The organism is Candidatus Dependentiae bacterium, from assembly GCA_016191325.1.
Taxonomy (GTDB): domain Bacteria; phylum Babelota; class Babeliae; order Babelales; family JACPOV01; genus JACPOV01.
The window spans coordinates 18,042-44,156 of sequence record JACPOV010000008.1 but is presented as its reverse complement, the minus strand read 5'-3'; the positions used below and the strand labels follow the sequence as shown (position 1 = coordinate 44,156).

At 39.1% G+C, this 26,115-nt stretch carries 32 protein-coding genes, 1 tRNA gene and 1 pseudogene; 16 read left to right on the top strand and 18 right to left on the bottom strand.

The window, feature by feature from the left end; all coding sequences use genetic code 11:
- Positions 1 to 85: 85 nt before the first annotated feature.
- Entirely contained in the window at positions 86 to 511 is a 426-nt protein-coding gene (locus tag HYX58_00360; protein MBI2774448.1) for a DUF1761 domain-containing protein, read from the top strand.
- A gap of 50 nt (positions 512 to 561) precedes the next feature.
- Here the strand turns inward: HYX58_00360 and HYX58_00355 are convergent, their stop codons facing one another.
- The 3 genes from HYX58_00355 to HYX58_00345 form a co-directional block, all read right to left on the bottom strand.
- Positions 562 to 1,257, bottom strand: coding sequence for a VIT1/CCC1 transporter family protein (locus tag HYX58_00355; GenBank protein MBI2774447.1), 696 nt, complete (start codon positions 1,255 to 1,257; stop codon positions 562 to 564).
- A gap of 87 nt (positions 1,258 to 1,344) precedes the next feature.
- On the bottom strand, positions 1,345 to 1,515 hold the full coding sequence (locus HYX58_00350) for a hypothetical protein (protein ID MBI2774446.1): 171 nt from the start codon (positions 1,513 to 1,515) through the stop codon (positions 1,345 to 1,347).
- Positions 1,516 to 1,527: 12 nt separating this feature from the next.
- A complete protein-coding gene (locus HYX58_00345) occupies positions 1,528 to 1,884 on the bottom strand; it encodes a DUF202 domain-containing protein (protein ID MBI2774445.1) in 357 nt (118 codons plus the stop codon).
- An 80-nt stretch (positions 1,885 to 1,964) separates the two neighbouring features.
- On the opposite strand from HYX58_00345, the gene HYX58_00340 reads away from it, so the two are divergent.
- Both HYX58_00340 and HYX58_00335 read left to right on the top strand, forming a co-directional pair.
- Positions 1,965 to 2,861, top strand: coding sequence for a hypothetical protein (locus HYX58_00340; GenBank protein MBI2774444.1), 897 nt, complete (start codon positions 1,965 to 1,967; stop codon positions 2,859 to 2,861).
- A 34-nt stretch (positions 2,862 to 2,895) separates the two neighbouring features.
- A complete protein-coding gene (locus tag HYX58_00335; protein ID MBI2774443.1) occupies positions 2,896 to 3,384 on the top strand; it encodes a MepB family protein in 489 nt (162 codons plus the stop codon).
- Here the strand turns inward: HYX58_00335 and HYX58_00330 are convergent, their stop codons facing one another.
- Together HYX58_00330 and HYX58_00325 are read right to left on the bottom strand one after the other, a co-directional pair.
- A complete protein-coding gene (locus HYX58_00330; protein ID MBI2774442.1) occupies positions 3,385 to 4,149 on the bottom strand; it encodes an ABC transporter permease in 765 nt (254 codons plus the stop codon).
- 12 nt (positions 4,150 to 4,161) lie between these two features.
- Complete coding sequence (locus tag HYX58_00325; protein ID MBI2774441.1) at positions 4,162 to 4,917, bottom strand: ATP-binding cassette domain-containing protein; 756 nt, start codon at positions 4,915 to 4,917, stop codon at positions 4,162 to 4,164.
- Between the two features lie 202 nt (positions 4,918 to 5,119).
- Here HYX58_00325 and ung point away from each other — a divergent pair, with 202 nt between their 5' ends.
- From ung to HYX58_00290, 7 genes are all read left to right on the top strand, one after another.
- Positions 5,120 to 5,827, top strand: coding sequence for a uracil-DNA glycosylase (gene ung / locus HYX58_00320; protein ID MBI2774440.1), 708 nt, complete (start codon positions 5,120 to 5,122; stop codon positions 5,825 to 5,827).
- 120 nt (positions 5,828 to 5,947) lie between these two features.
- Positions 5,948 to 6,145: a hypothetical protein gene (locus tag HYX58_00315; GenBank protein ID MBI2774439.1), complete on the top strand. Its 198-nt coding sequence runs from the start codon at positions 5,948 to 5,950 to the stop codon at positions 6,143 to 6,145.
- A 93-nt stretch (positions 6,146 to 6,238) separates the two neighbouring features.
- Positions 6,239 to 6,682, top strand: coding sequence for a DUF305 domain-containing protein (locus HYX58_00310; protein ID MBI2774438.1), 444 nt, complete (start codon positions 6,239 to 6,241; stop codon positions 6,680 to 6,682).
- A gap of 255 nt (positions 6,683 to 6,937) precedes the next feature.
- The gene (locus tag HYX58_00305; GenBank protein ID MBI2774437.1) at positions 6,938 to 7,483 is read left to right on the top strand and encodes a DUF488 domain-containing protein; all 546 of its coding nucleotides are present in this window, start codon (positions 6,938 to 6,940) and stop codon (positions 7,481 to 7,483) included.
- Positions 7,484 to 7,513: 30 nt separating this feature from the next.
- A complete protein-coding gene (locus tag HYX58_00300) occupies positions 7,514 to 7,735 on the top strand; it encodes a DUF2945 domain-containing protein (protein ID MBI2774436.1) in 222 nt (73 codons plus the stop codon).
- Between the two features lie 842 nt (positions 7,736 to 8,577).
- Entirely contained in the window at positions 8,578 to 8,991 is a 414-nt protein-coding gene (locus HYX58_00295; protein ID MBI2774435.1) for a hypothetical protein, read from the top strand.
- A 621-nt stretch (positions 8,992 to 9,612) separates the two neighbouring features.
- Positions 9,613 to 9,990 carry a hypothetical protein gene (locus tag HYX58_00290; GenBank protein ID MBI2774434.1) on the top strand — a complete coding sequence of 126 codons (378 nt, stop codon included), beginning with the start codon at positions 9,613 to 9,615 and terminating at the stop codon, positions 9,988 to 9,990.
- A gap of 384 nt (positions 9,991 to 10,374) precedes the next feature.
- Here HYX58_00290 and HYX58_00285 read toward each other — a convergent pair.
- The 8 genes and pseudogenes from HYX58_00285 to HYX58_00250 all read right to left on the bottom strand — a co-directional run bounded on the left by HYX58_00285 (position 10,375) and on the right by HYX58_00250 (position 14,953).
- Positions 10,375 to 10,560 (bottom strand): annotated as a pseudogene (locus tag HYX58_00285) (DUF4177 domain-containing protein).
- A 193-nt stretch (positions 10,561 to 10,753) separates the two neighbouring features.
- A tRNA-Arg gene (locus HYX58_00280) sits at positions 10,754 to 10,830 on the bottom strand.
- An 86-nt stretch (positions 10,831 to 10,916) separates the two neighbouring features.
- A complete protein-coding gene (locus HYX58_00275; GenBank protein MBI2774433.1) occupies positions 10,917 to 12,419 on the bottom strand; it encodes a F0F1 ATP synthase subunit alpha in 1,503 nt (500 codons plus the stop codon).
- Entirely contained in the window at positions 12,409 to 12,957 is a 549-nt protein-coding gene (atpH, locus tag HYX58_00270) for an ATP synthase F1 subunit delta (protein MBI2774432.1), read from the bottom strand. The genes HYX58_00275 and atpH overlap by 11 nt, the downstream gene beginning before the upstream one ends.
- Positions 12,954 to 13,442 (bottom strand): hypothetical protein, encoded by a 489-nt coding sequence (locus HYX58_00265; protein ID MBI2774431.1) that lies wholly within the window; start codon positions 13,440 to 13,442, stop codon positions 12,954 to 12,956. Before HYX58_00265 ends, atpH begins: the two co-directional genes overlap by 4 nt.
- Entirely contained in the window at positions 13,429 to 13,803 is a 375-nt protein-coding gene (locus HYX58_00260; protein MBI2774430.1) for a hypothetical protein, read from the bottom strand. Before HYX58_00260 ends, HYX58_00265 begins: the two co-directional genes overlap by 14 nt.
- A gap of 83 nt (positions 13,804 to 13,886) precedes the next feature.
- Positions 13,887 to 14,150 carry an ATP synthase F0 subunit C gene (locus HYX58_00255; GenBank protein MBI2774429.1) on the bottom strand — a complete coding sequence of 88 codons (264 nt, stop codon included), beginning with the start codon at positions 14,148 to 14,150 and terminating at the stop codon, positions 13,887 to 13,889.
- 71 nt (positions 14,151 to 14,221) lie between these two features.
- Positions 14,222 to 14,953 carry a deoxynucleoside kinase gene (locus HYX58_00250; GenBank protein MBI2774428.1) on the bottom strand — a complete coding sequence of 244 codons (732 nt, stop codon included), beginning with the start codon at positions 14,951 to 14,953 and terminating at the stop codon, positions 14,222 to 14,224.
- A 333-nt stretch (positions 14,954 to 15,286) separates the two neighbouring features.
- On the opposite strand from HYX58_00250, the gene HYX58_00245 reads away from it, so the two are divergent.
- From HYX58_00245 to HYX58_00225, 5 genes are read left to right on the top strand one after another with little or no spacing between them, the layout of a single operon-like run.
- Positions 15,287 to 16,891 carry a hypothetical protein gene (locus tag HYX58_00245; protein ID MBI2774427.1) on the top strand — a complete coding sequence of 535 codons (1,605 nt, stop codon included), beginning with the start codon at positions 15,287 to 15,289 and terminating at the stop codon, positions 16,889 to 16,891.
- A gap of 15 nt (positions 16,892 to 16,906) precedes the next feature.
- Positions 16,907 to 17,563: a hypothetical protein gene (locus HYX58_00240; GenBank protein ID MBI2774426.1), complete on the top strand. Its 657-nt coding sequence runs from the start codon at positions 16,907 to 16,909 to the stop codon at positions 17,561 to 17,563.
- A gap of 6 nt (positions 17,564 to 17,569) precedes the next feature.
- The gene (locus HYX58_00235) at positions 17,570 to 19,759 is read left to right on the top strand and encodes an ATP-dependent RecD-like DNA helicase (GenBank protein MBI2774425.1); all 2,190 of its coding nucleotides are present in this window, start codon (positions 17,570 to 17,572) and stop codon (positions 19,757 to 19,759) included.
- Positions 19,756 to 20,442: an N-acetylmuramoyl-L-alanine amidase gene (locus HYX58_00230; protein MBI2774424.1), complete on the top strand. Its 687-nt coding sequence runs from the start codon at positions 19,756 to 19,758 to the stop codon at positions 20,440 to 20,442. The genes HYX58_00235 and HYX58_00230 overlap by 4 nt, the downstream gene beginning before the upstream one ends.
- Positions 20,439 to 21,002, top strand: coding sequence for a hypothetical protein (locus tag HYX58_00225; GenBank protein ID MBI2774423.1), 564 nt, complete (start codon positions 20,439 to 20,441; stop codon positions 21,000 to 21,002). The genes HYX58_00230 and HYX58_00225 overlap by 4 nt, the downstream gene beginning before the upstream one ends.
- Here the strand turns inward: HYX58_00225 and HYX58_00220 are convergent.
- The 4 genes from HYX58_00220 to HYX58_00205 all read right to left on the bottom strand — a co-directional run bounded on the left by HYX58_00220 (position 20,911) and on the right by HYX58_00205 (position 24,672).
- Positions 20,911 to 21,648: a deoxynucleoside kinase gene (locus tag HYX58_00220; protein MBI2774422.1), complete on the bottom strand. Its 738-nt coding sequence runs from the start codon at positions 21,646 to 21,648 to the stop codon at positions 20,911 to 20,913. The two genes, HYX58_00225 and HYX58_00220, sit on opposite strands and share 92 nt — an antisense overlap.
- Before the next feature lie 172 nt (positions 21,649 to 21,820).
- On the bottom strand, positions 21,821 to 22,567 hold the full coding sequence (locus HYX58_00215; GenBank protein ID MBI2774421.1) for a hypothetical protein: 747 nt from the start codon (positions 22,565 to 22,567) through the stop codon (positions 21,821 to 21,823).
- A gap of 179 nt (positions 22,568 to 22,746) precedes the next feature.
- Positions 22,747 to 23,949, bottom strand: coding sequence for an alanine racemase (alr, locus tag HYX58_00210; GenBank protein ID MBI2774420.1), 1,203 nt, complete (start codon positions 23,947 to 23,949; stop codon positions 22,747 to 22,749).
- A 78-nt stretch (positions 23,950 to 24,027) separates the two neighbouring features.
- On the bottom strand, positions 24,028 to 24,672 hold the full coding sequence (locus HYX58_00205) for a hypothetical protein (GenBank protein MBI2774419.1): 645 nt from the start codon (positions 24,670 to 24,672) through the stop codon (positions 24,028 to 24,030).
- Between the two features lie 223 nt (positions 24,673 to 24,895).
- Here HYX58_00205 and HYX58_00200 point away from each other — a divergent pair, with 223 nt between their 5' ends.
- Positions 24,896 to 25,633, top strand: coding sequence for an RNA methyltransferase (locus HYX58_00200; GenBank protein MBI2774418.1), 738 nt, complete (start codon positions 24,896 to 24,898; stop codon positions 25,631 to 25,633).
- Here the strand turns inward: HYX58_00200 and HYX58_00195 are convergent.
- Complete coding sequence (locus tag HYX58_00195) at positions 25,602 to 26,009, bottom strand: hypothetical protein (GenBank protein ID MBI2774417.1); 408 nt, start codon at positions 26,007 to 26,009, stop codon at positions 25,602 to 25,604. The two genes, HYX58_00200 and HYX58_00195, sit on opposite strands and share 32 nt — an antisense overlap.
- Positions 26,010 to 26,115 lie beyond the last annotated feature (106 nt).

Genomic DNA, 26,115 nt, shown 5'->3' with positions numbered 1-26,115 from the left:
CTATACTATCTAATTATAACTTGAAACTAATGGACTATTAAATATTTGGCCAATTTCATATTAATCTTTTATTAAAGGAATCCCGATGGATATAAGCTTTTTTTCACATCTTAATTATGTAGCGGTTCTTGTATCATCGCTCGCATTTTTCTTTATTGGTTCAGTTTGGTTTTCTGGCCTCTTTGGATCAATCTGGGTTGAAGAACTAGGCAAGCATGGTATTAAAATCAAGAAACCTTCATCAAGCGAAATAATGTCGAAAATGATTTTGACGTTCGCTGCAAACGTTATTGCTTCTCTTGCGATGGCATGGCTCGTAGAAGTTACGGGATCATCAACTCTCTATTCGGGATTCATTTTAGGAAAAATCGTCGCTATTGGTTTTGCTGCAACGGCAATCGGATCAGTATTTATTTGGGAAAGTAAATCTCTTAAACTTTTTCTAATTGATGCTGGTTATCCTGCAGTTGGCATTATAGTCAGCGCTATCATTCTTTCTGTTTGGCACTAAAAACATTATTTATTTAAAGGGCGTCTTAAGATGCCCTTTAAATAACAAGATTATCCAACTAAGCGAGCGATAACGAACGCTGCTGCAGCCGCCAACGCACCAATGATGGTTGTTTGAATCGCTCCCCGAACTGGCCTAACGCTCGTAAAGTGCCCTTTAATATAACCAAAAATAAATAACGCTATAAGTGTAAAAATAGCAGAGATTGGCAACGCTTTTTTTGCACTGCTCATTAGCATATAAGGCAAGAGAGGAACCATACCTCCTGCGATATATGACAAAGCTATCGTAATTGCACTCTTGAGCGCACGCTTTGGATTGGGTTTTTCAAGACCCAACTCGAACCGCATCATAAAATCAACATAGTCTTTTGGCCGCTTGTTCAGCGCTTCTACAATAGTCAATGCTTGGTCTGATGCCAAACCGTAATTCATAAGTATTTTCTTTACTTCGAGCTTCTCCACCGCTGCCATCTTTTCAATTTCACTATACTCACGAAGTTCTTCGGTAGCATAATGTTCTGCATCACTTTTTGCGGCTAAATAACCTCCTAATCCCATAGCTATCGAGCCTGCCGCCATTTCTGCAAGCCCCGCAGTTATGACAATGGTTGTAGAATCAACGGCGCCAGAAAGGCCCGCTGCCAAGGCAAATGGAACCGTTAATCCGTCAGACATTCCTATGACGATATCGCGCACCGTATCGCTCGCCGTGAAGTGTTTTTCGATATGCGGAGTTTGTGGCATATTTTTCCTAATTTTTTCATTTAATTTTTTTTAAATTAATCCCCATTAAGCCCCACGTGGAAATGAGCCGCTTATTGCCTATAATTTTTAGTGTGGGTTCAAAAGCCATATGATAATGCGATGCAAAATGCGGGGAGACTTTTGCATTAAAAAAGAATAATGCATCGTAACCAACTTCCATGCTGTGAGGCTTTCTAATAGTATGAAGCGCCCAAAAAAGATATCTGCTAAGTTGCCAATGTCATACTTAAATTTCATGCTCGCATATCTTTACGGTAATGTAACCCATATAAGCAATGCTGACATAATAATAAGCGGTACAACAATAATTATAAAACCTAATGATGAGCTTTTATAACTTTTGGCAATATCTAGCTTTCGGCGTGTTTTTTTGTAGTCTAGCGCGGATAAAATAATAATTATAAATCCCCAAAGAATAAGTGTTTCGCCCGTGATGTGCGCGATGATTTTATGAAAATCTGTTTTGAATGTAATTAATCGCAGAATTGCAATACCGCCCGCCATAGCGGCAAGAGCTGTTCTCAACCATGCGCTAAAGGTACGCTCCGCTGCGAGTAGCGTTCTTTCTTCTGCTAGCATTTCCATACTTAGTTCACGATTCTTCATTTTTTCCTCGCTTCGCGATTATAGTAAAGTAACATTATGAAACTCTAAATGCGTGGTGTTTGTACCTTAGGATAGAATTCGTGAAAAGCTCAATAGCTCGTAAATCTCTCTTATTGTTATCAATTTTTTCTTGCCCTGATCTCAGCGGTATTTCTATGGTGTACAATTTCCGCATTGCGCAAATCACAAAACAGCCAATTATGCAGCAGAAAAGTCAGAAAAATCACCTCTTCGTCGCTCTTCTCTTTGATCAATTTCGCAAAAAACACAGTGGCGTCTACCAAAATTATTTTGGTGGCCTGGGATCGTTCATCTACGACTTTAAGCCATATTATTTTCGCACCGATTTTGCTGCATCTTATATAAAGGAAAAAGATAATGGAGTGGTCACTTTTTCTGGCACTGAAACGGATGACATACTTTTTACGCTCGGGCGTAATTTTATTTTAAAACAGAATGATGTGATAACGTTATCCGGCTTATTTGGCGTTCCCACGCACAAAATCTATCGTTTGCAACATGCAGATTTTGGGTATAGCCAAATAGGAACTGGCATTCAATTAGATGGCGCGCACGCTTTTAGATGCATGCGCAGCGTGATGTACGGTGCTCGCTATATATATTTTGTACCGAGAAAAGCGTTCGATAATTTTGATCAAAAACATACTTTCACGTTGGGAAATATCACCGATCTTTTACTTGCCTTCTCTAAAGATTGGCAAAAAAAGGGAGTTGAACTTGGCTACACATTCCGCACACGATTCGGCGCTCATTCATCTTCACCGTTTGATGACATTGAAAAAAAGACAGATTACATTAGAAGCAATTTTTATGGCGTCTATAAATATAAATTTTCGATCCGAAATCTTTCGAATCGTTTTTTATTTTATGGAGCGTATGGATTTGATCACAGTCCCAAGTTTTTTGGCTGCAAATACATCGTAACATTCTGGGCTTCGTGGAATCTTAGTTTTTAAAGAAAAGTAAACTATGGATAATCAAGTAAACTTAATGCCTTCTGATCTTCTTGGTGCACAAGAAGTAGCTTATCTGCCCTGCGGCCTCTTTTTAAAAAATTTTGAGCGAGAGCAAGAAAGCCAAGAATACGATGCAAGTCGTTTTAAAATCAACGATAAAATAATTCAGTTTCGAAGTGCAAAAATCACCCCAACAAAAATTGGTCAATTCGTTACCTTCTGGAAAAGAATTGGAAATGGCCCAATTATCCCCTTTGACCTAGCAGATCCGGTAGATATTTTTGTTGTAAGTGTCCGTTTTGGAGAACTTCTTGGGCAATTTGCTTTCCCAAAAACGGTATTGCATCAAAAAGGATTTATTGCAAAAAAAGGAATTGGCGGAAAGCGAGCGATGCGCGTTTATCCGCCATGGGATCATGTCGAAAGCAAGCAAGCGAAAGCAACACAAAGCTGGCAACTTCAATTTTTTTTCGAAGTACGGCCAAATCCCAATACAATAAAGATCAGAGAATTATTTTGTTAATTATGAAGCGGTCTTTTTCAACAAGCGTGATGCACCGTAAAAAGCCAATGCGGCAATAAGAATCATACTTACAAACCCTAATGCGACTGTTTCATTTAAATAATCACCCATAAACAGTGATCGCGCAGCTGAAACTGCATGAGCGAACGGGTTAAAGAACGCGACTCGCTGAAGCCAAAGAGGCGCTAACGTAAGCGGAAGTGTAATACCCGCAAGCAGTTGAATCGGTAACAAAAAGAAATTAATCGCTGGCGCAAGCGCATCTTCACTTTGCAGCATAAGTGCTGCGCAATATGATGCAGTGGACATAGTAAATCCGACAAGCAAAACTAACCCGTACGAAATCAATACACCAAAAAGTGACGCCGATAAGCCAAGAAGCCATGCTAATACTAGAAGAAATGTCGCTTGCACTGCAAGAACGCACAAATCTCGCAAAACGCGCCCCAAAATGAGTGCTTTTCTATTAATGGGCGTTACGCGGAAGCGCTCAATAACCCCAGATCTAATATCATCAATAAGCGCAAAGCCAACAAACGAGGTACCATAAAGCGCGATCATGATCAAAAGGCCGGGAGTAAAAACAGTTAGTGAATTTGAGCTGCCAAATGCCGGATTACTTGTAAGTTTCTCAAGCAACGGAGCAAATAAAAGCAGAAAGCATAGCGGCTGGAAAAGACCAAAAATGATCCACACCGGATTACGCAAAGTGGTTTGCATACTGCGAAAAAAAATGAGTGAGGTATCGTTAAATAATTTCATCATAGTTCTATTCTCTTAATTATCTTGTTTAAAACTGTGGCCTGTTTTTTCTAGAAAAACTTCGTCCAACGTAGCTTTCTTACCTGGAGCAATCTCATGTTTGAGTGATTCAGGCGTGCCAAGAGCGACGATCTTACCATTATCCACAATGGCGATACGATCGCAGTAAATATCCGCTTCATCAAGATAATGCGTGGTGAAAAATATCGTAGTGCCATGTGTTTTGAGTTTTTTAATTTCTTCCCAGATTTGCGCACGGCTCTGAGGATCAAGTGCTATGGTTGGTTCATCCAGAAAAAGAAGTTTAGGTTTATGAACCATGCCGAGCGCAATATCGGCTCTGCGGCGTTGGCCGCCAGAATAGGTTTCTACAAGCCGATCTGCAAAAGCTGCAATTCCCAAAGAATTAATAAGTTCCGCTGCACGCGCTTGCGCCTCAGTTTTGCTCATGCCGTAAAGACGTGCTTGTAAAACCAAGTTTTCTCTGGCCGTTGCACTGCGTTCCAAACCGCCTGTTTGACTCACATAACCAATACTCTTGCGCACCATATCGGGCTCAGCACCAAGATCAAAGCCGGCAACGTGAACGGTACCAGATGTCGGTTTTAATAAGGTGGTGAGTATTCGCATGGTGGTGGTTTTGCCCGCACCATTTGGCCCCAGAAACCCGAAAATTTCGCCCTTATGAACAGAAAGATCTATCCCATCGACCGCTTTTACTTGCGCAGTACCGGAAAGGTAAACTTTTCTTAAATTTTTTATTTCTATCATTGAATGCATATAAAAACTCTTTTAAATATTTTTTTGTATTATAATTAATAATAGAAAATGATGTAAAAAAGTCAAGAAAGAACAGGGCTGATCACGCTTTTCAAACGAAACACTTTCCTCCTTTTGCCAGTATTTTTATAACTTCAAACTCAAATTTGACAAGGCGCACAAATACCTACAAAATCATCCTGTTATGAAAGAAATGAGCGCAAGACAAAAACATTTTTTTTCCGCCCTGCCACCATCGTGGCAAAAACCGTTGGAAGAAGTTTGCCACAAACCAGAAATCGATGCATTAATAGGTTATTTGCAAGAACGGGAAAAAGCGGGCGCGACTATTTATCCTGCAAAACAAAATATCTTTGCAGCATTGAAAGCAACACCTTTTGATAAAGTAAGTGTGGTGATTATTGGGCAGGATCCCTATCACGGCCCGGGCCAAGCGCACGGATTAAGTTTCAGCGTGCCACCAGGAATTGCAATCCCTCCATCGCTGCGAAACATATTTAAAGAGCTCGCCAGTGATCTTGGCATCGCTGTGCCACAAAATGGCACATTAACCGGCTGGGCAAAACAAGGAGTTTTGCTCCTTAATGCTATTTTAACGGTTGAAGCAGGAACACCCGCAGCTCATGCAAATAAAGGTTGGGAGATTTTCACCGATGCGATTATGGAGCAACTTCTCAAGCGGAAACACCCGACTGTTTTTATGCTTTGGGGCTCGTACGCACAAAAGAAAATGCAACATTTGCATATACACGAAGATTCATCTCGACATTTAATTCTAAAATCTGCACATCCCTCACCTTTATCCGTGACCGGATTTTTGGGCTGCAAACATTTTTCAAAAGCGAATTCCTTTCTAAAAAAACATCATTTGCCTGAAATTAATTGGGCGGAATCTTCTTAAGAATAAAATTAAAAATATTTCTGGAATTTGCGGCAAAAATATTCAAGACATTTACTTTTAATTGCCCTATTTTATATTTTTTTATTAATAGGCAGATTGCTATTAATAAAAAGGAAAACGATGGTCGCAAAAAAGAAAAAATTATGGATTGCAGATGCAATAAAAAAACCAGGTTCATTACGTAAAGAACTTAACGAAAAAAAAGGAAAAAAAATCCCATCTAAAAAGCTCAAAGCGGCTGCTAAGAAAAAAGGGATTGTAGGAAAACGTGCACGTTTAGCGCAAACATTATCTAAATTAAGAAAGAAAAAAAAGTAGACGAATAGATAGGAGCACTAATGAGCTTTGCTGATAATCCTGAGGAACATGTTTCGGGCACTTCCCTATCAACAAAAAAAGAAAGCTAATTTGATGAGATATTTTAAATTGGTTCTTAGGTCACTATTATCGTTCATATCAATGTACATACTTTTGTATCTAACGGTTGATAGTTATTCAAATACTTTTATGAATCTAAATCAATTTTATATGGCAAGCGTATTAACACTATCCATTATAATAATCGAACTATTATTAATGGGATCATCTTACCCAAATAAAAAACTGAATAATTTAATCTTATTTCCCAGTGGTATTATATTTATTTTACTAATAATCTTCGCTAGAAAACAGGTTGGCATAAATGATGAACAATTTTTAAGATCCATGATTCCTCATCATGCAATCGCTGTTCTAATGTGCCAACATTCTCATCTTAAAGACCCCGATATACAAAAAATCTGTAAAAATATCAGTGCAATGCAATTATCAGAAATTGATGTAATGAAATCAAAATTAAAAACTTTGGAAAAATAAATTGAAAGTTGATTTAAAAAAATTATTAACCCCAAAAAGAGTCAAAACGTTTGGCAAATAAGTCTAATCCCTCTTGTATTCTTATTTTATGCTCATCAAAGATGGGTTGAAGATTGGGCGTGCCTTATCGGATTATTTCATTACCTTTTCAATCGAAAATAGTACTTGTTATTAAACAACTGTTAGCTACATATTAAAAGATGTAGCCATCCCTTGCAATGTTTCAAATGTATTATAAGAAAAAGCACATGCCACATGAACAAAGTGTTGCGTATTTTTACAGTAGGACATTCAACTCGGTCAATAGAAGATTTTTTAGCACTACTTAAACATTATCATGTTACCGAACTTGTTGATATTCGCACAATACCAAAATCACGCCACAATCCACAGTTTAATGGCCCAGAATTAGCCCATGTTTTAAGAAACCATCGTATTGGTTACCGACATCAAAAAAACCTAGGCGGCTTACGGCATACGCACTCCGATTCGATCAATATGGCCTGGCGTAATGTTTCATTCCGCGGATTCGCAGATTATATGCAAACAGCAGAATTTAAAGATGGCATAAGAGAACTTATTGACGTTGCGCATGAAAAAACGGTAGCTATTATGTGTGGTGAAGCTGTTCCTTGGCGATGTCACAGATCTTTAGTTGGAGATGCCTTGTTAGTGCGAGGAATCGAAGTTGAAGATATTTATAGCATAACATCAATTAAACCTCACACATTAACCCCTTGGGCAATGGTACAGGGGACAACTATAACCTATCCAGCTATAGATGGTACAACAGTATCATAAAAATATTTTGTAAATACGCAGAGGATAATCATGTCTAAAGATTTTAAAGTTGGAGATCTTGTAGAATGGAACTCAGAAGCAGGGCGAGTACGCGGTAAAATCAAAAAAAAGATTACATCTGAAATTAGCTTTAAAGGATATACGGTTCATGCCTCAAAAGAGGAACCGCAATATTTGATAAAAAGCACAAAAACAGACCATTTAGCGATGCATAAAGGATCTGCTCTGAAAAAGATACCTAAAACAAAATGAGCTCTAACATGCTATATACCAAGATTAAATATCAAATCTCGCATTTGGGTTGCTAGGAAAGTAAGGCCTTACCTTGCTTCAACTCCAGAAGAGGATTTGTCAGAGTTAGAGAAAAAGCAGGCTGAAAGGCTCCTTAAAGCTCAAACAGAATTAACTGAATGTCTCATCAAAAATAAATTTACCTTGAAAAAGACACCGTTAATCCTCCACCTACGTGTGAACACCAAGCGCGCGTTTTTGAGCTAATGTCGGGTAAAAACGTTTTCAAGCACTAGAATATCAGGGCCCTGACCGGGGCCTCTTTTATTTAATAGCGAACGTTATTCAATACCTGCACAGCTCAAAGCAAGAGTAGGCTTCCAAAAGCAATCTCTTCATCGTAAAAGAATTTACTGATGTCCAAACTGCGAAAAGCGCAGCAAACTTGTCAAGAACGAAGACGGTCAGTCTTCTTCCTGCTCACAGAGTTTATTTTGGTATTAAATTTTTTTCGTGGCGCGAGCCAGACGAAGCCTGTATGGCGAAGTCCAGTCTTCACTTATCCGGGGCTTCGGCCTCGGCAAGTTACGACGGACAAATTTCGTGAAACGAAATTTGGTGTACCTTAATGGATACATTCATAACCGGCGAAATTGAGTATACATTCACACTCGAGCATATACAAACAGTTTTCGAATCGTTAGGGATCAACGTAAATCAATAAATCAAATGAAATTCAGTCCTGTGCAACTAAACAAATAAACTTCTATTCTAATTGATATTAATTCTCATTTTGTTACTATAAATATCTATTTATGCATATTTTGCGACAACATACAAAATGAATATTAAGAGAGGATCATATGCTTCATAAAAAATTTATTCTCAGCATCTTTGGGTTTGCGTTCCTCAACCAATCTATATATATGAGCGCCAATAATCATCCTATTTCACCTCTTCCTAACCTATTTGTAAATTCATTCTTTGATAAATTTTTTATAAAAAATATCAGCGAAACCACAATGAATAATCCCATTATTATGGGTGGCCTAAGCACTTTAGTATTTGGTACAGCAGTCTATTGCGTGTCCCGTATAGAAACAAAGAAGCATACTGAGAATAGGGCACTTAATCAGTCACAAGCAAACGTACAAGCAATTAATTATCAAAGTAGAATATGGAATAAATGCGATCTAGCTTCTATGAGTCTTCTCGTTCCATCAACCATTTTAATCGCATACGTAAACGCTGGCATTACTGCGCTACTAAAAAAATAAAAATGACAAAGAAATGGGCGCTCGTTCGCCTAATTTCTTTGAACAACACTAAATAAATTCTTTCATTTCTCATCATCTCGTTCTGAACTTTTCCCTTCCATGGTACACTGCTTGCGGAAATCAGAATTACATTCAATCTCGTGGAGCATCATGAAAGCAATTCTCATTGCGCGCGTCAGCACCGAAGAACATCCAGCCGTCGCTCATCAATGAGCTTTGGCGGACAGGAAAAGAAGCAGGCAGCCTCATGGCTGATGCAAATAAGATCAATTTACCGGGGATTCAAAGCCCTTTTGGAGTCATTAGAGAGCAATTGGAAAGATTTACATCAATAAAGTTCTCTAAATTATTTACTTCTTAAGCAATTCCGCTCACATGTTTTGTGCGAAGGGGCCGTTCCAGTTTTTAGAGACTACCCACCGCATCCTTTTGGCCATTTGCCCACGTCGTACAGAAAAACTATTTGCTAGAGTTGCGCTATAAAATATGTTGCCCTAGAAAATTTGGCACCATACTAGATTTATTTACAAATCGTATATATTTATAATATGATTTACATAGAATCATGACCAATCAACAGCTAAACTAAGCTAAACTTTATGTATAAAAAAAGGATACTCTATGAAACTCGGTTCAAAACTAATTATGTTATCGTTGCTGGCAATAGCAGTGCCGATGCAATGCGCAGTATACCGCCCAGCAACCACCAACCTTAACCAATTCCAATCGCCCTTATTTCAAGAAAAATATGAGGAATTAGTAAGGCTTGACGATATACAGCGCGCTAGCGTCCCTCATTTCATAGAAATGATTCAAGGAGTAGAAAGAGTATGGTTGAGAGCCCTTAACGACCCCAGATCATCAGCAAACGAAAAATCCAGAGCACAGAATTTCCTAGCACGAGCAGCGGAATCTAGAGACGCACTCAAAAAACTGGCCCACGATCCCAACTTTCAGCTATCTGACGCTGATACTATATTGATTAACGCTTTCGAGTAAAAAATAAATGTAACTTCGGATCCATGTACTTTTGCTTCATGGATCCTCTTTATCTTTATATAAAACTTATCAATGCTGTAGAAGTTTCTCCCATCTTTTAATTCCATTCTTAACGTTCCACTTGCCCATGCTACAATGCTTTAGAACAAAGAATTTATTATCTCTGGAGCATCATGAAGGCTATACTTATTGCGCGCGTCAGCACAGAAGAACATCCAGCCGTCGCTCATCAATGAGCTTTGGCGGACAGGAAAAGAAGCAGGCAGCCTCATGGCTGATGCAAATAAGATCAATTTACCAGGGACTCAAAGCCCTTTTGCGGTAATTCGAGAGCAATTAATGAAATTCAAACCCGTAAAGATTTAGCTTTGATCAATAGGCTTTTTATATCTCTCGCTCGAATATCAGCTCGAAAAAATCTGCGTAGCCCTTAGTACCAACTGGTGCAAAAATTTCAAATAAGCGCCAGCCATCTTGGGCCTGATCTTTGATAATTTGCTGATAATCTTGCTTTGGTTTTCCTGTCCAAAAACCGGCTACATCTACTCTTACAAACTTATATTCATATAGCTATTATATGACTGCAAAATATGTGCTGGTCTTAATAAACCAGGCGCACGAATTATTTGAAAGTTCTGAAGTTGAGGAAAAAAGGCAATTAATCAAGCTCGTACTATCGAACCTGAAGCTTGAAGATGAAAACCTCGTCTACGACGCTCAAAAGCCATTCAATGAGATACTAAAATTGTCCGATAGTCAACGATGGTGTGCCCGGCAGGATTCGAACCTGCGACCTACGGATTAGAAATCCGTTGCTCTATCCAGCTGAGCTACGGGCACGTAAAAAAGATATGCGGCTATAGTATACGCAAGAAAGAGAACTTTTTAAAGTGCACAATTATCTCATTTGCGCAATTATAGTTCGTTTATGCTTTTGGTATGAAAATCTTGGTAAATTCTCGAGCAATTTCTACAAGCTTATTTTGCGTTTCTTCTGAAACATCCTGAGTCTTAAAAATCGTTTCGTATGTTTCTTGATAAATCGATTTTACATAACTTACAAATTGCTGTGCATAGGTTTGCACGTCTCTAATCGGTAATGCATCCAAGAAATTTTCTTTCAGCAAGAAAAGCATGAGCGATTGATCGACAAAACTATAGCCAGCAAACTGCGGCTGCTTGAGAAGTTCCACTGCTAACGCACCACGGTTTAATCGCTTTTGCGCAACCGGATCAAGCTCGGTTCCAAACTGCGCAAAATCAAGAAGCTCATGATACTGAGCCAATTCAAGGCGCAATGCGCGCGTCATTTTCTTAATTGCTTTTGTTTGCGCTGCACCACCAACGCGAGAAACCGACAGTTCAACGTTAACTGCCGGGCGAACACCCTGATTGAAAAGATGCGTATCTAAGAAAATTTGCCCATCAGTAATCGAAATTAAATTAGTTGGAATGTACGCAGTGATATCATCGCTTTGAATTTGCACTACGGGAAGCGCTGTGATCGATCCGCCTTTTTCTAATTTTCCAGCACGCTCAAGTAAACGAGAATGTAAATAAAAAACGTCGCCAGGATATGCTTCGCGGCCCGGAGATCTGCGCAAAAGGAGCGACATTTCGCGATACGCAATCGCATGATTACTCAAATCATCGTACACCACCAAAACATCTCTGCCTTGATCGCGGAAATATTCTGCGATTGAACATCCTACATACGGAGCAACATATTGGCGAAGCACCGTATCACTGGAATCAGCACTTACGACAACGGTGTATTCAAGCGCACCATGCTCTTCAAGTGTTTTTATAAAGCGAGCCAAGTTTGCTTGTCGCTGACCAATAGAAACATAGACGCACAAAACATTTTTATCTTTTTGATGCACGATAGTATCAAGAACAACTGCAGTTTTTCCAGTATTGCGATTACCAATAATCAGTTCGCGCTGGCCTCTGCCAATTGGAATTAGTGCATCGATTGCCATGATGCCAGTCTCTAGCGATTGATTAATAGGACTGCGTTCAATAATGCCCGGAGCTTCTGCTTCGATCGATCTTGCTTCTTCAATGTTTATTGCCCCGAGTCCATCTATCGGTTTTCCTACCGCATCGATAACACGGCCGAGTAAACTATTTCCGACTGGAACTTTGAAAACACTGCCGGTTCGTTTTACCACTTCGAGTTCATCGACCGCAATTGCAGCATCAAAAAGAAAAATCGAAACGTAATCTTCATCTAAATTAAATATAATCCCGCGATTACCGCCTTCAAAAGTGACGAGCTCACCCAAAACTGCGTTACGCAACCCATGCACTTTGCACATTGAATCGCCCACTTGAATAACGACACCAATCTCTTCAAGTTGTGCTTGATCAATATTGTTTAACGCTTTTTCAAATAAGGAAATAAGATCAGAGCTCTTAATCTCCATTGCTTAATAGCCTTTCTGCATTCCGTAACTGCTTTGCAACCGAATATTCCCAAAGAACCGTATCGGCTTGAAGCCGAACTCCCGCAATGAGCGAAGGTTTTACTACCGGCTGGGCTTCGATTTTTGTTCCTGTTAATTGCTCAAAATAATTTTTAAGAATAGCGATTTGTTTTTCATCAAGTGGATGCGAACTTTCAAGTCGCGCATGAATAATCCCATTTTTTTCGTCAAAAACTTCTTTTATGCTCGCGCAAACAGTTGGCAGCATAAAAAGTCGCTGTTGCGAAAGCAGAAGATCGATAAGCTTTGTAAGATGCTCGCTCATCGGCAATTGTTCACGCAATCGTTTAATAATATGCACCTTAACGCGGTTAAATTTTGCGGGCAACTTCAAAAAAAAGAGAACTGAACGATTATGTTCAAAAAAGTCGCCAATCAATGCAATCTCACTCACTGCTTTTTGATTAAGCGTATTACCAAAAGCATTCAGATACGCGATCGCATATTTCCGTGCTAATGGAACATAATCTTTATTCATATTTTCTTCTTTTCTAAGGCGGCGACTAGTTGGTTAAGATACTGATCGCCCATCTGCTTATGAGAAAAATGTTCTTTGAGCTCTACGCGTGCTTGTTCAATTGCCGGATTAATAATCTCTTTTTTTATAAGCGAATCTTGCGCTTGCTGTAAACGGACCACGGCTCGTTCTTGGTTTTGTGCAGCAATAGTATCTTGTGCCTGAAGCGCAATCGTCTTATTCTTTTCTACTACCTGCACCCATTTGCCAATATATGTTGATAGTTTATCGCCTAATTTTTCTTGTGCTGTAAGCGTATGCTCCATTTCTTTTTCTAACTCATTGAGCATCTCTTTTTTCATCTGCCTATTTTTTTCAGCAGCATCTTCTTGCAAAAGAATTTTAGAGATCGAAGGCAAAATATATTTGAAAAAAGCGTAACCGAGCAATGCAAACACAACAGCTGCATTGAGTAATCTGAAGAAAATCGTACTAATGCCGATCATGAAAAGCTCCGATACGTTTGACAATAACGCCAGCAATTTCATCGCGCATTCGATCAACTTTTGCTTTATCCGGCTCTTCAGGTTTGAGAATGAGTTCTTGATTAATTACTGCGCTCTCTTGTTTGAACTGTGGCAACTTAAGTTTAAAAATAGATTGCCATTCTCGCCAACGAGCCACTTCTTTTTTCTTAAGCTCTTCTATTTGTCTTTGGCTTTTTTCCAATTGCGCAGTAAGAGCGCGATCTTGCTGATTTTGCGTTTGAATATCTTTAACAACCGAGCGCAAAAGAATTCTATCGAGCGCAATATAAGCGATCGCAAAGTTAATCATTTGCACAAAAAAAGTTGCGTTAATTAGCATAGAACAATCTCTTCATTATTGCCGGAATAGCCAATACGTTTGGATTTTTCCAAAGCAAGCTACACGGAGCATTCCGGTAGCGTTTAAAGACTGTATCCCACAAAAATTAAACCACCAGCTACCAATAACGCATAAACAGCTGATGACTCAATAATGCCGAGTGCCATAACAAGAGCACCCCGAATATCTTTTGCACTTTCTGGAAATTTTCCAATATTTTCGCATGCTTTTGCACCAACAAGTCCCTGGCCATATGCCGGAGCTATTGTGCCAATACCCATTGCAAGCGCCGCACCAATAAATGCCGCAGCTTTTGCTATGTAGATTCCCTCGATACCGACGTTCATAAAAACCCCTTCCACCACTTAAGGATCTTTAAAAATATATTTTTTTTAGTCTACCGTATTTTCGATTTCATTTACAATGACGCTGTTTCTTGCGCAAATTCTGCACGATCGATATTCCTAAAATCGATACCAAAAAATTCTGCAATTGATTTCATCAATCTTAGTTGTTCTTGCCTATCATGCTCAAAATCTTTATCCACAGAAAGAACAAGCAATGGCACATTCTGCTCGATTGCCGAAATATCCAGGCGCTCGATCAACCATTGTTCATGCTTTTCGTGAATTGTACGCAAATAATCGAGAGAAACATTTCGCTCTTCTGAACGATTTCGTTTCTTGAGACGCTCGTAACACACTTCTGGGGTTGTACGCAAATAAATAAATCCCGCAGGTTGCGCAACATAGCCATCGACAAGCCAGGAAAACCATTCTTGATACAATTTCCACTCAAGTGCGTTCATGAGCCCTTGTTCAAAAGCATTTTTTGCAAAACAATACCGATCAGAAAACACAGAACGCTCGAGTACTTGCACAGGATATCTGCTTTTACGAGCATGAGCTTCCTGCTCCATAACGCGCGTTACAAAAGCATATGTTTGAAAAGTATATGCCCAACGCTGACCGTCGGCATAAAAACGTTCTAACAAGTTCTCAGTTCCACCAACCTGTTGCCATTTAGCGTGCGGTTCAAATATCGCTTGAACCAACAATGCACGCTCAACAAGTTTTAAAAAAGTTGATTTACCTGCGCCTATATTGCCTTCAAGGGAAACAACGCGAGGATTTTTATGTAATTCGCTCATGGACAATACCAAAGTGTTAAATATGTAAAACAGAGGTCTTTTTTTAGGTTACCTCTTTAAGCACAAAAAGCCAGTTAATTTGACCTCTTTTGCTACTCAAAAAAAAATATGGTACGATACCCTGTACTCAAATAAATAAACTAGCTGTAAAAAAAATATCATTTTTCTGCTCATTCATAACTTTATGAGCAGGTAGAACTATGGAGCGTTCAGCTTGTTAGTTATACTCTCAAATACTGCGTTACTGTATTACTTGAAAAATAAATCACCCATTTTAACACTAAATGGTATCCTATGAATTATGTGTTTAGACAATGGAGAAAGATCCTCTCGATGCTTTGTTTGTTCCCACTTTGGGCAAACCCAATGGATCTTCTTTTACAATATGACGATTATCCTGATCAAGAATTGCCAATCCAAGATCAACCAGCTGGCCAAAATGCGATGGCCGCAGCGTTTGCTCTCTTAACACGCGATTGCCCCTCAGATGCAGATCCAGGCGACATCATCGAAGCGGATACTATTTTACGCAATGACGTTTATTTGCGTACTAATCCATTAGTTAAACGCTCGATTCTTGATTATCCAGCTTTCTATTATCCGTTCTGTCGTCCTGAAACTTGGTCTCTTATCGGTCAATTATGGGTTAACCAAACGCCACGAATGGCTTTCTATAATGATGCATTTGCATTACGTGATTACTTGGCATTTGACAATAAAAATCTGATCTCACAAATCGATACTCTTGCTTCATTAGTTGTGGGTCTTAATATTCCAAAAATTTTATCACTTCTTGGCGACATTGAGATTGAAGATCGGCGCGCAGCGTTGATGTTTTGGTTTCAACGACAAAAAGGTAAATGGCTTATTCAATGGAAAACTCCCCTTGCGTATATCGAAAGAAATTTTCAACTCGATGAACAGGAAAAAGCTCAATTAGAACAAGAAGTCAGCGGTTTTTTTAACACGGGTAACGATATTCCTGCAGAAGTGGCATCTTTGAGTGGTACACAAAATGAAGAATTCGAAGCATTCAAAAAACAGCATTTAATTAGTGATAAGTTTGGATTGGGCGACAGCCGTTTCACTGCAGGTTACACATTTGTAGATAATGATAGCTTGTGGGTAAATGCGGGCTTTCTTGCAACGATCCCAACAGCTTTTGCTTTCAGCAAAGGAGTATGGAAAGGATCTCATTTTCCAAAAAACAGCGATCATCCTCCCTTTGATTTAGCCGAAATCCTCCTTCTAGCACTCGGCGACGATGCAGAACGAGCGCAAGCTCAACAATTAACCATCAACTTTTTACTCGGTGCGCTCGATAAACTTTCTGCCAATTTACTTGATGATAATATTGGCAATGGTGGGCACGTTGGGTTGGGTTTTGTGTACGATAGCAAATTGCAAGTCACCCCCCGTTTTAGCTTTGATACGCATGCAGAGTTTGAATATCTTTTACCTGTAATGGAAAAGCGGTTTTATATAAACGCAAAAGATCAAGCTGGCTTCAATGCAGTAGCGCAAAATCCTGCCGATTGCCCAAATGATCTGAATTTTATTCAAGAACAACTTATTCAGATACTTTACCCTCGCGTTTACAATACTATGGTTTTTCCAGGCGTACTTATTAAATTTTCAACAGCGGCCGACATTTGGATCGCAGAGCAATCAACACTGAATCTTGGCTATGATCTTTGGTGGCAACAGCAAGAAAAACTCGGCAGAATAATCGCCTCATCGCAAAACCAAGCTCTTGCACGAAAAGATATAGCTACAAAACCATCTGCTTTCCAAAGTAAACTATTTGGAGCGTACACCTACAATCACCCTGGAAAATGCGGAGATTGGTGCATTTCACTTACCGCAGATTACACATTCCTGAGTGCCGGTATCGGTAAAGACTACTCAGCTTCATTCAGGCTTGAATATCTGTTTTAATTAAGAAGGAAAATCTTGAAGAAAAATTTATTTAAAAGAAAATTAGCTCTCTCATTATTGGTTATTATTTTAAATAACCCCTTAATTGGAAACAGCAAGCCGCTTCAACATCGCGCTTTGGCGATGGTCGATGGCCTTCCTCATCCTATTGGCGTCGATTGGAAAACGGTTGATGAGATGGTTCATACCATAAAAGAAATCCTTAAGGGGCAATTTGGCGGCAGACAGCCTAATTCTAAGAAACGCATTGGCATTTTTAATTTTCGCAATTCATTATATTCCATCCAAGAATTAGCAGCGCTTGAGTGCACCGCCCACGAAACGAATGATAAAGAGCTTCAGAATGATCTTGAAAGTCATTTGGTCATTTTCAGAACTGGATTTATTGAGGTTATGCGCCCCATGCTCACTAGATTGCAAGGATTGCCTCAGCGCACCGCTCATGAATTAATGAAAGAATGGGCAGAGTTGCACAATCGGCATGATAGTATAATCTTTGAATGGTGCAAACATAGATCTGGAAACGAAGAAGAACTTTTCCATAATCACATTGCATCTTTTAAAAGTTTCGACCAATTTTGCAGCGACGTTGTCAGCTTTCTTGATGATTTAATAAAAAGCTGCCCAATAGGTTATCAACAATATCTTGATGCGATTCACCAAAAAAAATAATTCATTATGAACGAACAACAAGAACTGGAAGAATTATTAGGAACGGTCGAGCGGTTTGTTTACCAACACCCCCAGACCGGATTTTCTGTTGCTGTTGTTCAAACCAAGCAACGATCAACACTTGTAACAGGTTATTTATCTTCGACTCACGTCGGCCAACAACTCATTATGCAGGGAAAATGGGTTACGCATCCAAAATTTGGTCGTCAATTTGAAGTAAGTTCTCATGTTGCTCAAATGCCAACATCGCTTCTTGGAATAACTAAATATTTAAGTTCAGGATTGATCAAAGGTATTGGCCCGGTTTATGCAACTAAACTCGTAGAAAAATTTGGGGATAAAGTTCTCGAAATTATAGAGCACCACCCCAAACAGCTTGAACAAGTTGAAGGAATTGGCCCAAAACGCGCAGAGATTATTGCAAACGCCTGGCAAAGCCAAAAAGAAATATCTGCACTCATGATTTTTCTGCAGGAAAAAGATGTTTCACCGGCATATGCTGCAAAAATTTATAAAAAATACGGCCAAACAGCAATGGCGGTCCTTAAAGAAAATCCCTATCGCCTTGCTGAAGATATTTGGGGCATTGGTTTTAAAACCGCTGATAAAATTGCTCAACAGCTTGGCTGCGCTCCCGATTCACTTTCGCGTATTAAAGCAGGAATTGCGCATCTTCTTTCGACTGCAACTTCAAGCGGCTCTATTTACTGCGAATTAAATGCACTTAAAGATCAAACTTATGAGCTGCTTGAGCTAAAAAAAGAAGAACACGAACATCTGATTAAATCTGCGCTGCATGATCTTTATGAATCGCAAAAAATAAAACTCATCTCTCATGAAGAAAAACATTTTATTACGCTCAGTTCTTATTATTTTACCGAATTTGGTATCGCGACGAGCATAAAAGTATTGCTCGAACATCCATCACTCCACCAGTTTGATTTACACGCAATTTATCAGTCGCTCTTAACGCCCGATAAACGCGGCATTATGCTCAACGAAGATCAACAAAAAGCGATCATGGCGGTACTACAATCAAAAGTGACGATTATCACCGGCGGGCCGGGAACGGGTAAAACCACTCTCATTAAAAAACTTCTTGAGATTCTTGATAGTCAACGGATCACTTATCGCCTTGCTGCTCCAACTGGGCGCGCTGCCAAGCGGATGATGGAAGGAACTGGCCGCCATGCAATGACGCTCCATCGCATGCTTGAATTTGATGCGAGCACGATGAAATTTGTACACAATGAAAAGAACGCGATAAAAACCGATTTTATTATTGTTGATGAAGCTTCGATGCTCGATATCTTTTTGGCGTCTGCAGTACTTAAAGCACTTCCGCACACTGCACACTTAATATTAATTGGCGATATTGATCAATTGCCATCGGTCGGTGCTGGAAACGTTCTTAACGATCTCATTAGCAGCCAAAAAGTCTCCACGATTAGATTGACTCATATTTTCCGGCAAGCGCAAGATAGCCTTATTATTACAAACGCTCACCGCGTCAACAATGGCGAATTTCCTGTTTCAAATCTGCCCGATAGTAAAAAAGATTTTATATTTATTAAAGAAGATAAAGCCGAAAATCTTTTTGCACATCTTAACGCGATTTATGAAAAAACATTACCCAGATACGGATTTAAGCCAGAAAACTCAATGGTACTTGTTCCAATGAACCGAGGGATAGCTGGTACGTTCACCCTCAATTCTCAATTGCAAACACTTTTTAATCCCGAGATTAAAGATCAAGCACAAAGCAGCGGCACTACCTTTAAAGTTGATGACCGCGTCATGCAGATTCGTAATAATTATGATAAAAACATTTTTAATGGCGATATTGGCACAGTTACCGAAATAAATAGTACAGATCAGCAGCTCACCGTGCTTTTTGGCGATCGCAGTGTCATTTACGAATTGAATGAACTTGATGAACTGGTACTTGCGTACGCAATTTCGATTCATAAAAGCCAAGGTTCAGAATACGATGTTGCGATTATTCCAATTTTCATGCATCATTTTGTCTTGCTACAACGAAATTTAATTTATACCGCGATCACACGCGCGAAAAGATTATGCATCATGGTTGGTCAGCCAAAAGCGATTGCCATGGGAATAAAAAATAGCAAAGGTGTAAATCGTATAACTTTTTTACAGCATTATTTAACCAGCACACTAACATGCCGTTCATGATATTTTTACGCATTTTTATTATTGGTGCAGTTCTTGCATTACATAATGATGCATCTTCTTTTTTTACGCGAATGCCAAAAAAATTTATTATTATGCTCGATCCTGCAGGAGATGGAAAAAATCCTGGTAGATCGATAAAAAATAGTTTTGAGCGGGGCACCACTCTTTTGCTTGCCGACGCATTGCATCAAGAGCTTTCGTTTCAATATCCTCATGTGCGTTTTCTTTTCTCACACAAACCTGGCCAATTGAGCGAGCAAATGCAAATTGCTCAATCTTCCAATCGAATTGGCGCACAGCTTTTTATAAGCATTCATTGTTTTCGAGAAACAAATTCACTACCGACGATTGCTCTTTATCAAACTATTTGGAATCGCACTACCGATTGGTGGCAAGTTGCACCAACGCAACTATCTTTGATTCCAGCAGCATTTGCATATCGAGGATCGCTCAAAACAACACATTCATTTATGACTCTTCTTTCTCAAACGCTCACTAAACAATCTGAACAAAACACTTTTAGTTTCATCGGTGGATTTGCAATTCCATTCCGTCCTTTTTTTGGCATTCAAGCTCCCGCAATTGCAATCGAATGTGGATTACGAGATGAAAAAGACATTTATTTGCTGATAGATCCGATAAAAAATGCACTCGCGACGCTTATACACAAAGAAACGCTATGAATAAGTATACGTATCTTATTATTTCGTTTACTGCCTTTTTTCTTGGTTTAATTACTATAGCATTCCAGCAGCAATGGATTATTCTCCGATTACCTACCAGAGCTGCAGCTGCACATACGCTCGTGCCGGGAAATACAACAAAGAAAAAGCCTGTGATTATTATCGGCTGGCATGCAAATAAATGGACACGAGAGCCAAAAGATCTTTTATGGCCAACCGATAAATCTGAACAGATAAAGCAACTTGTGTATGGATGGCTGGAACTAGCTCATAATGAGCAATTTGGCGGAAAACAAATAAGCTTACAATCGATTATAATCTGCCAAAATGGATTGGATGCTTATATTTCGTTCGATCAAGCCCCTCTGGAAAAAGAATGGTCGATCTATCGCAAGTGGCATCATTTAGAATCAATGATAAAAACGTTAAAAGAAAACGGTATTTCGTTGCGCTCTATAACCTGGCTTGTTAATCATCAGCCGTTGATCGATCCACATTTAGACTTTTCTCAGGCGTGGCCGTTTGAAGGATTTCTGGATTCTGATGTGCGCTCGTCTTAATAATAAATTCTTGAACTGCTAATAAGTGTTTGTTTAATTGCTCCGCATTATTCTCAAATTCAGTATCACATTCAAGTATTAAAACCGGAACATGCACAAGATCTTGCAAAACATCATTTTTTTCAAGTAAAAACCGTTCATGCTGATCGTGAATCTGCTTAAGATACGCAAACGTTATATTTTTTTCTGCGAGTCTGTTTCTTTTTTTTATGCGTTTATACGCAACTTCGGGCGTAGTTCTTAGATAAATAAAACCTTGTGGCGGTTTGCAGCGTTGTGGAATTAAATAATTAAACCATTCTTGGTACATAGACCATTCTAAATCGGTCATGAATCCATTTTGGTAACCGGTGAGCACAAAGCAATAGTGACCAGAATAAATAGAACGTTCAACAATACGAGATTTGCTACTATGCTCTTGCTCTCGAATATGCTCGCGAACGCGGCAAATCATCGCAAATGTTTCCAAACTGTACGACCATCGTCGCGGCTCTTGGTAAAAATTGGCCAGCAGCGATTGACCGTAAACCTTTTTTTGCCAATTATGAAGCGGTTCAAGGGCAATGCCAATTTGTGGCATATGCTTTTCGATGAGCTTTAAAAAAGTCGATTTTCCGGCTCCAATATTGCCTTCTACGATATACATTCTGGCTTTCTCGCTGGTTACTTCAGTATTAAATGGCAATACTGCCTAAAGATGGTTTTAATATATCATAGTCAGCAGAATTTGTTATAATTTAGCTCTGATGAGTTTAAAAAAATCTACATTGATCAAATTTATTTAGTTGAAACTAATTTCTATGTAAGTTTTTTTATACCTATTTTTGATCAACCGCTTCAAGCAATGCTGTACATACAGTATTCATTATCGCAAAAGTATTTCCGCTTTTTTGAAATTCTTGTTGCCATCCCGGAAAAAAATATAAATCATTAAATGCAACAAAGGGGAGCGCTATCGCGTTCATTGCATATTCATAGCATCGCTGCCAAGCCGCATTTTCAATTTCAATTCGCCTTAGCTCAGATAGCTCGTCAAGATAACCACATTTACACATAAAACGCGTTATCATATTAAATGATGGATTGCCCAGATCAACTTCTTTTTCAAATTTTCTGATTCCCGCTTGACCCTGTGAAAAATAAGATCCTATACCATTGGGATAACGTTTTTTCAGGCTCTCATTCATAGCTTCACGGTCTTCAGTACTTACTTTCGCCATTATCATTAAATCATCAGCCGTTGTTACAGATAAATCTCTTAAATCCTGCAATATATTAACTAATTTAGTGCGTTGGTTTTGTGTCAAATCATGCTGAAAAGCATGCACGCTTTTAGTTTTAATTGTTGGCAATTTTTGTTTAATAATCCGATTAATAGATGCAAAATCTCTATTTTCTTTCGTTATCTGGCTATCTATCTGATTAATCTCAGCTTCAACCGCCTTACCTAATACATTAAAAATAACGATTAGATCTTGATTGGATTCGTTATCTGCTTCTGATAGCGCTACACCATTGCTCAATGCGATAAAGACCAAGAAAGTAAGTTTTTTAAACAAATGCATATAAACCCCCAAACATATTGACAATAATAGTCTCAAATAGAAAAATTTAACCTTATACATATTATTATAAACGCCATATTGAAATCAGTCAAAAAAGCATTGAGTCGGCACGTACCCCCAGAAGCCATTAATTCTATTTGACAACAAATATGCTATCTGTAGATATTTTTATCTTTTTTTTATACTACAATTCTTGTAACTAAAGGATTTATTCTCGTGACGATTTCATAATTTATAGTACCAGTATGCCCAGCTATTGCGTCGGCGCTCACCATCTCATGCTCTCCTATAAGAATCACTTCATCGTCGATGCAAACCCCTGGCACGCCAGAGACGTCAATCATGCACAAATTCATAGCGATTCTTCCTATCATGGGAACAATGGTATCGCGAATAATTACCGATCCTTTATTAGAAAGCCTTCTATCCAATCCATCCCAATAGCCAACCGGTAAAACTGCGATCTTGGTTTCTTGCTGAACTTGATGGGTCAAATCGTACCCCACGAAGCTTCCGGCAGGCAAAGTTTTAAGTTGAATGATGCGCGTTTTCCATTTTAAAACCGGAATCAGCGAGAAATTTGGCATTTTTTCCATGACAGCTTGCCTATTTTCATTTGAAGGCCATAAGCCATAGAGCCCTATCCCAAATCGCACTAACGAACCATGCGCATTTTCGTATGCACCAAGTGCCGCGGTGCAGGTTGCATGCTGCAGCGGTATAGTTATTTTCTCAAGACGCAGCTTATTAATTAATTCATTAAATCGAGAAAGTTGCAAATTAACAAATGAATCTTCATCACTTTCTGAATTTGCAAAGTGAGTCGATATGCCGATAATTTCTACATGCGGTAAATTGAAAGCAGCTTTAATAGTTTCAAATGCTTCATTCGTAAAAAACCCAAGCCGTGAAAGACCGGTATCAATTTTAATATGAATGCGCGCTCTTGAATCTAATTTTTTTGCGATTTCGTTCAATTGATCGATAACTTCTTGATCATATACAACTAATTCAAGATTATGACGAACGACTTCTTGCAAACCGGCATCGATAATGCCAAGAACGATAATTTTCTTGCCAAAGCCGTTCTCACGAAGGGCGATCCCCTCGCTTATTGCAACGACTGCAGCGCCATCTACTCCGGGATGATCTTGCAAAATTGAGCCAACAGCCAACATGCCGTGCCCATACGCATTGCTTTTGATCACAGGCACAAACAGCACACCCGGCTTAATAAGAGATCGATAATTTGAAATATTGTGATGCAATGCGCTTTTACTTATCTCAATCCATGTTAAGGGTTCGTGTGCCACGCGCTGATTGACAGATGGCCAGAAATCTGCATTATTTCTATTTTTTTTCACTAATTCTTTGTCGATCACAATGAATTTCCTCATCATAAGTTAAAAAAAAGCCCAGCAAATTGCCGGGCTTTTTCAGATTCATTAAAAACTTAAAAATTAGATTTCTATTTCTTTTGAATAACGTTGCGCTGAAGATGCTTTTCCAACACTAATTTGAATTTTTGAACTCTCAGGAACGCGTTTAATTTCAATTTTCTCTAGATTCAGTGCAGGCAATGAATTGCATTGCTTGCGCTGGATTTCCTCGTTTTTTGTCTTATTTTTTGCGTGCATTTGCAAAAGCGCATAAGGCATTTCAGTGTTCGTTCCAACATTTTGTAAATGCAACTTTATAAATCCTTCTTTAAACGGCACTTCAATATCTGCCTGAGAAAAAGTCTCTGTTCCTGATTGCTTAATTTTTCCTTCTGGTGCCTCAGGCAACTCAACGATAATAGTTACTCGATCCGGCTCGTCCGCATCAATTTTATAATTTATCGGGAAAGATTGAAATTGCGCTTGAGCACTTTGACACAATTTTTCCATCCTTTGCATGTTTCTATTAAATCTTTGATGCACATGAGAAAAGAATGGCACAACGTCATCAAACAACTCTAGAAATAATTTTGGCACCTCATAGGTCGTTTCACAGTCAGTTTCAGTCTTTACTTGCGTAGCCTTTGGTTTTTCTTCATCGCAGCGAATTTGTAGCGCGAAGGAATTCACAGCCACTAGTGCACCAAAGAGAGCTATCTTTTTCATAAATGTTCCTCCTAACAACGTGGTTTTAATCGGAATCATAATAGCGCAAATTACTAACAGAGACAATATCTCGGCGCTCGCGGCCCGGCCGAATCGCCCATGATAGCCAAAACCGCAAAAGTCGAATAATTGAGCGATCTGGTAGGGGATCACTATATTTTCGCTACTCTTTAGCCCTTTTTTATGATAGAATGATTCAAATTAAACTTTTAATGCGATGATCATGGTCAAAAAAACAGAAACCTCACCTACCGATCTTATTTATGGTATCCATCCTATCGTTGAGCTTTTAAAGGCAAAAAAACGAAAACTTAGAATTATTTATACCACAAAACCTACCCCTAAGGCCTGGAATCAGGTGGAAGCTTTGCTTCCCAAGGGTATGCAGATTCAATATGTGGAACGAGATATTTTAAATAAAATCGCTGGTTCAGTCGATCATCAAGGCGTTGTTGGCTATGCATCCCCAATGCATATCAGATCAAAATTTTTCGACCCACAAAAAGAACGTTTTCTCCTCTTGCTTGATGGAATTCAAGATCCGCGTAATTTAGGAGCTATTTTGCGCTCAGCTTATTGCACGAGTTGCGACGGCGTTATTCTCATAAAACGTGGCGGCGTTTCTCTTACTCCTGCCGCTTTAAAAGCAGCCGCCGGGCTTGCTGAATATTTGGATATTTACGTTGCCCCTTCTATTATGGCGGTTACGCCACTTTTAAAAAAAGCTGGCTACCATATGTATTTGGCTGTACTACAAAATGGGCAAAATGCTCTTGAAATTTCGTACAATTCACCAATGTGCTTGGTAATTGGTAGCGAAGGAACTGGAATCTCCCAAGAAATTCGAAAAGATGGAACGTTGATCACCTTACCTCAACGACGCGGCGATATTTCGTATAACGCCTCGGTAGCTGCCGGCATTTTACTTTTCAACGCTGCAAGTCAGTTGAAAAAAATTTAGCAACCAGACGCGAAATCGATTCATACGTCAGCCACGGCACGAATGTGATTATACTTCGTTCACTATATTCTTTAGCGATCCAAGCAAAAATACCTGGAACAGATCTTTCTTTATTTAGAACCAGATCGATCAGCACACCCAAAAAAACCGTATTGAACCAATAATTTTTTGTTAAATTTTCTGAATCAGAATCTTCGGGATCTTGAGCAATATAATTGAGCAGAACCCACAATCCGGTAATCATCGCGGCGCTTGTATAAGGATGGTTTTTGCATAAATTAGTTGCAACTTCCGGAATCTCATAAAAAGACGGCGCATCAACTGCTTGTGTTTGGCAAAGATAACTCAATAAAAATACAATCCCAATCCTCTTCATTTCCCCTTCCCTTCCCCCTCTAATCTATGAAACAGGTTCTATCTTTAGCAAGAAAAGAAAAAGATCCTCGGATAAAAAACAGATGCGTTTATTAAAAAAAGTTTTG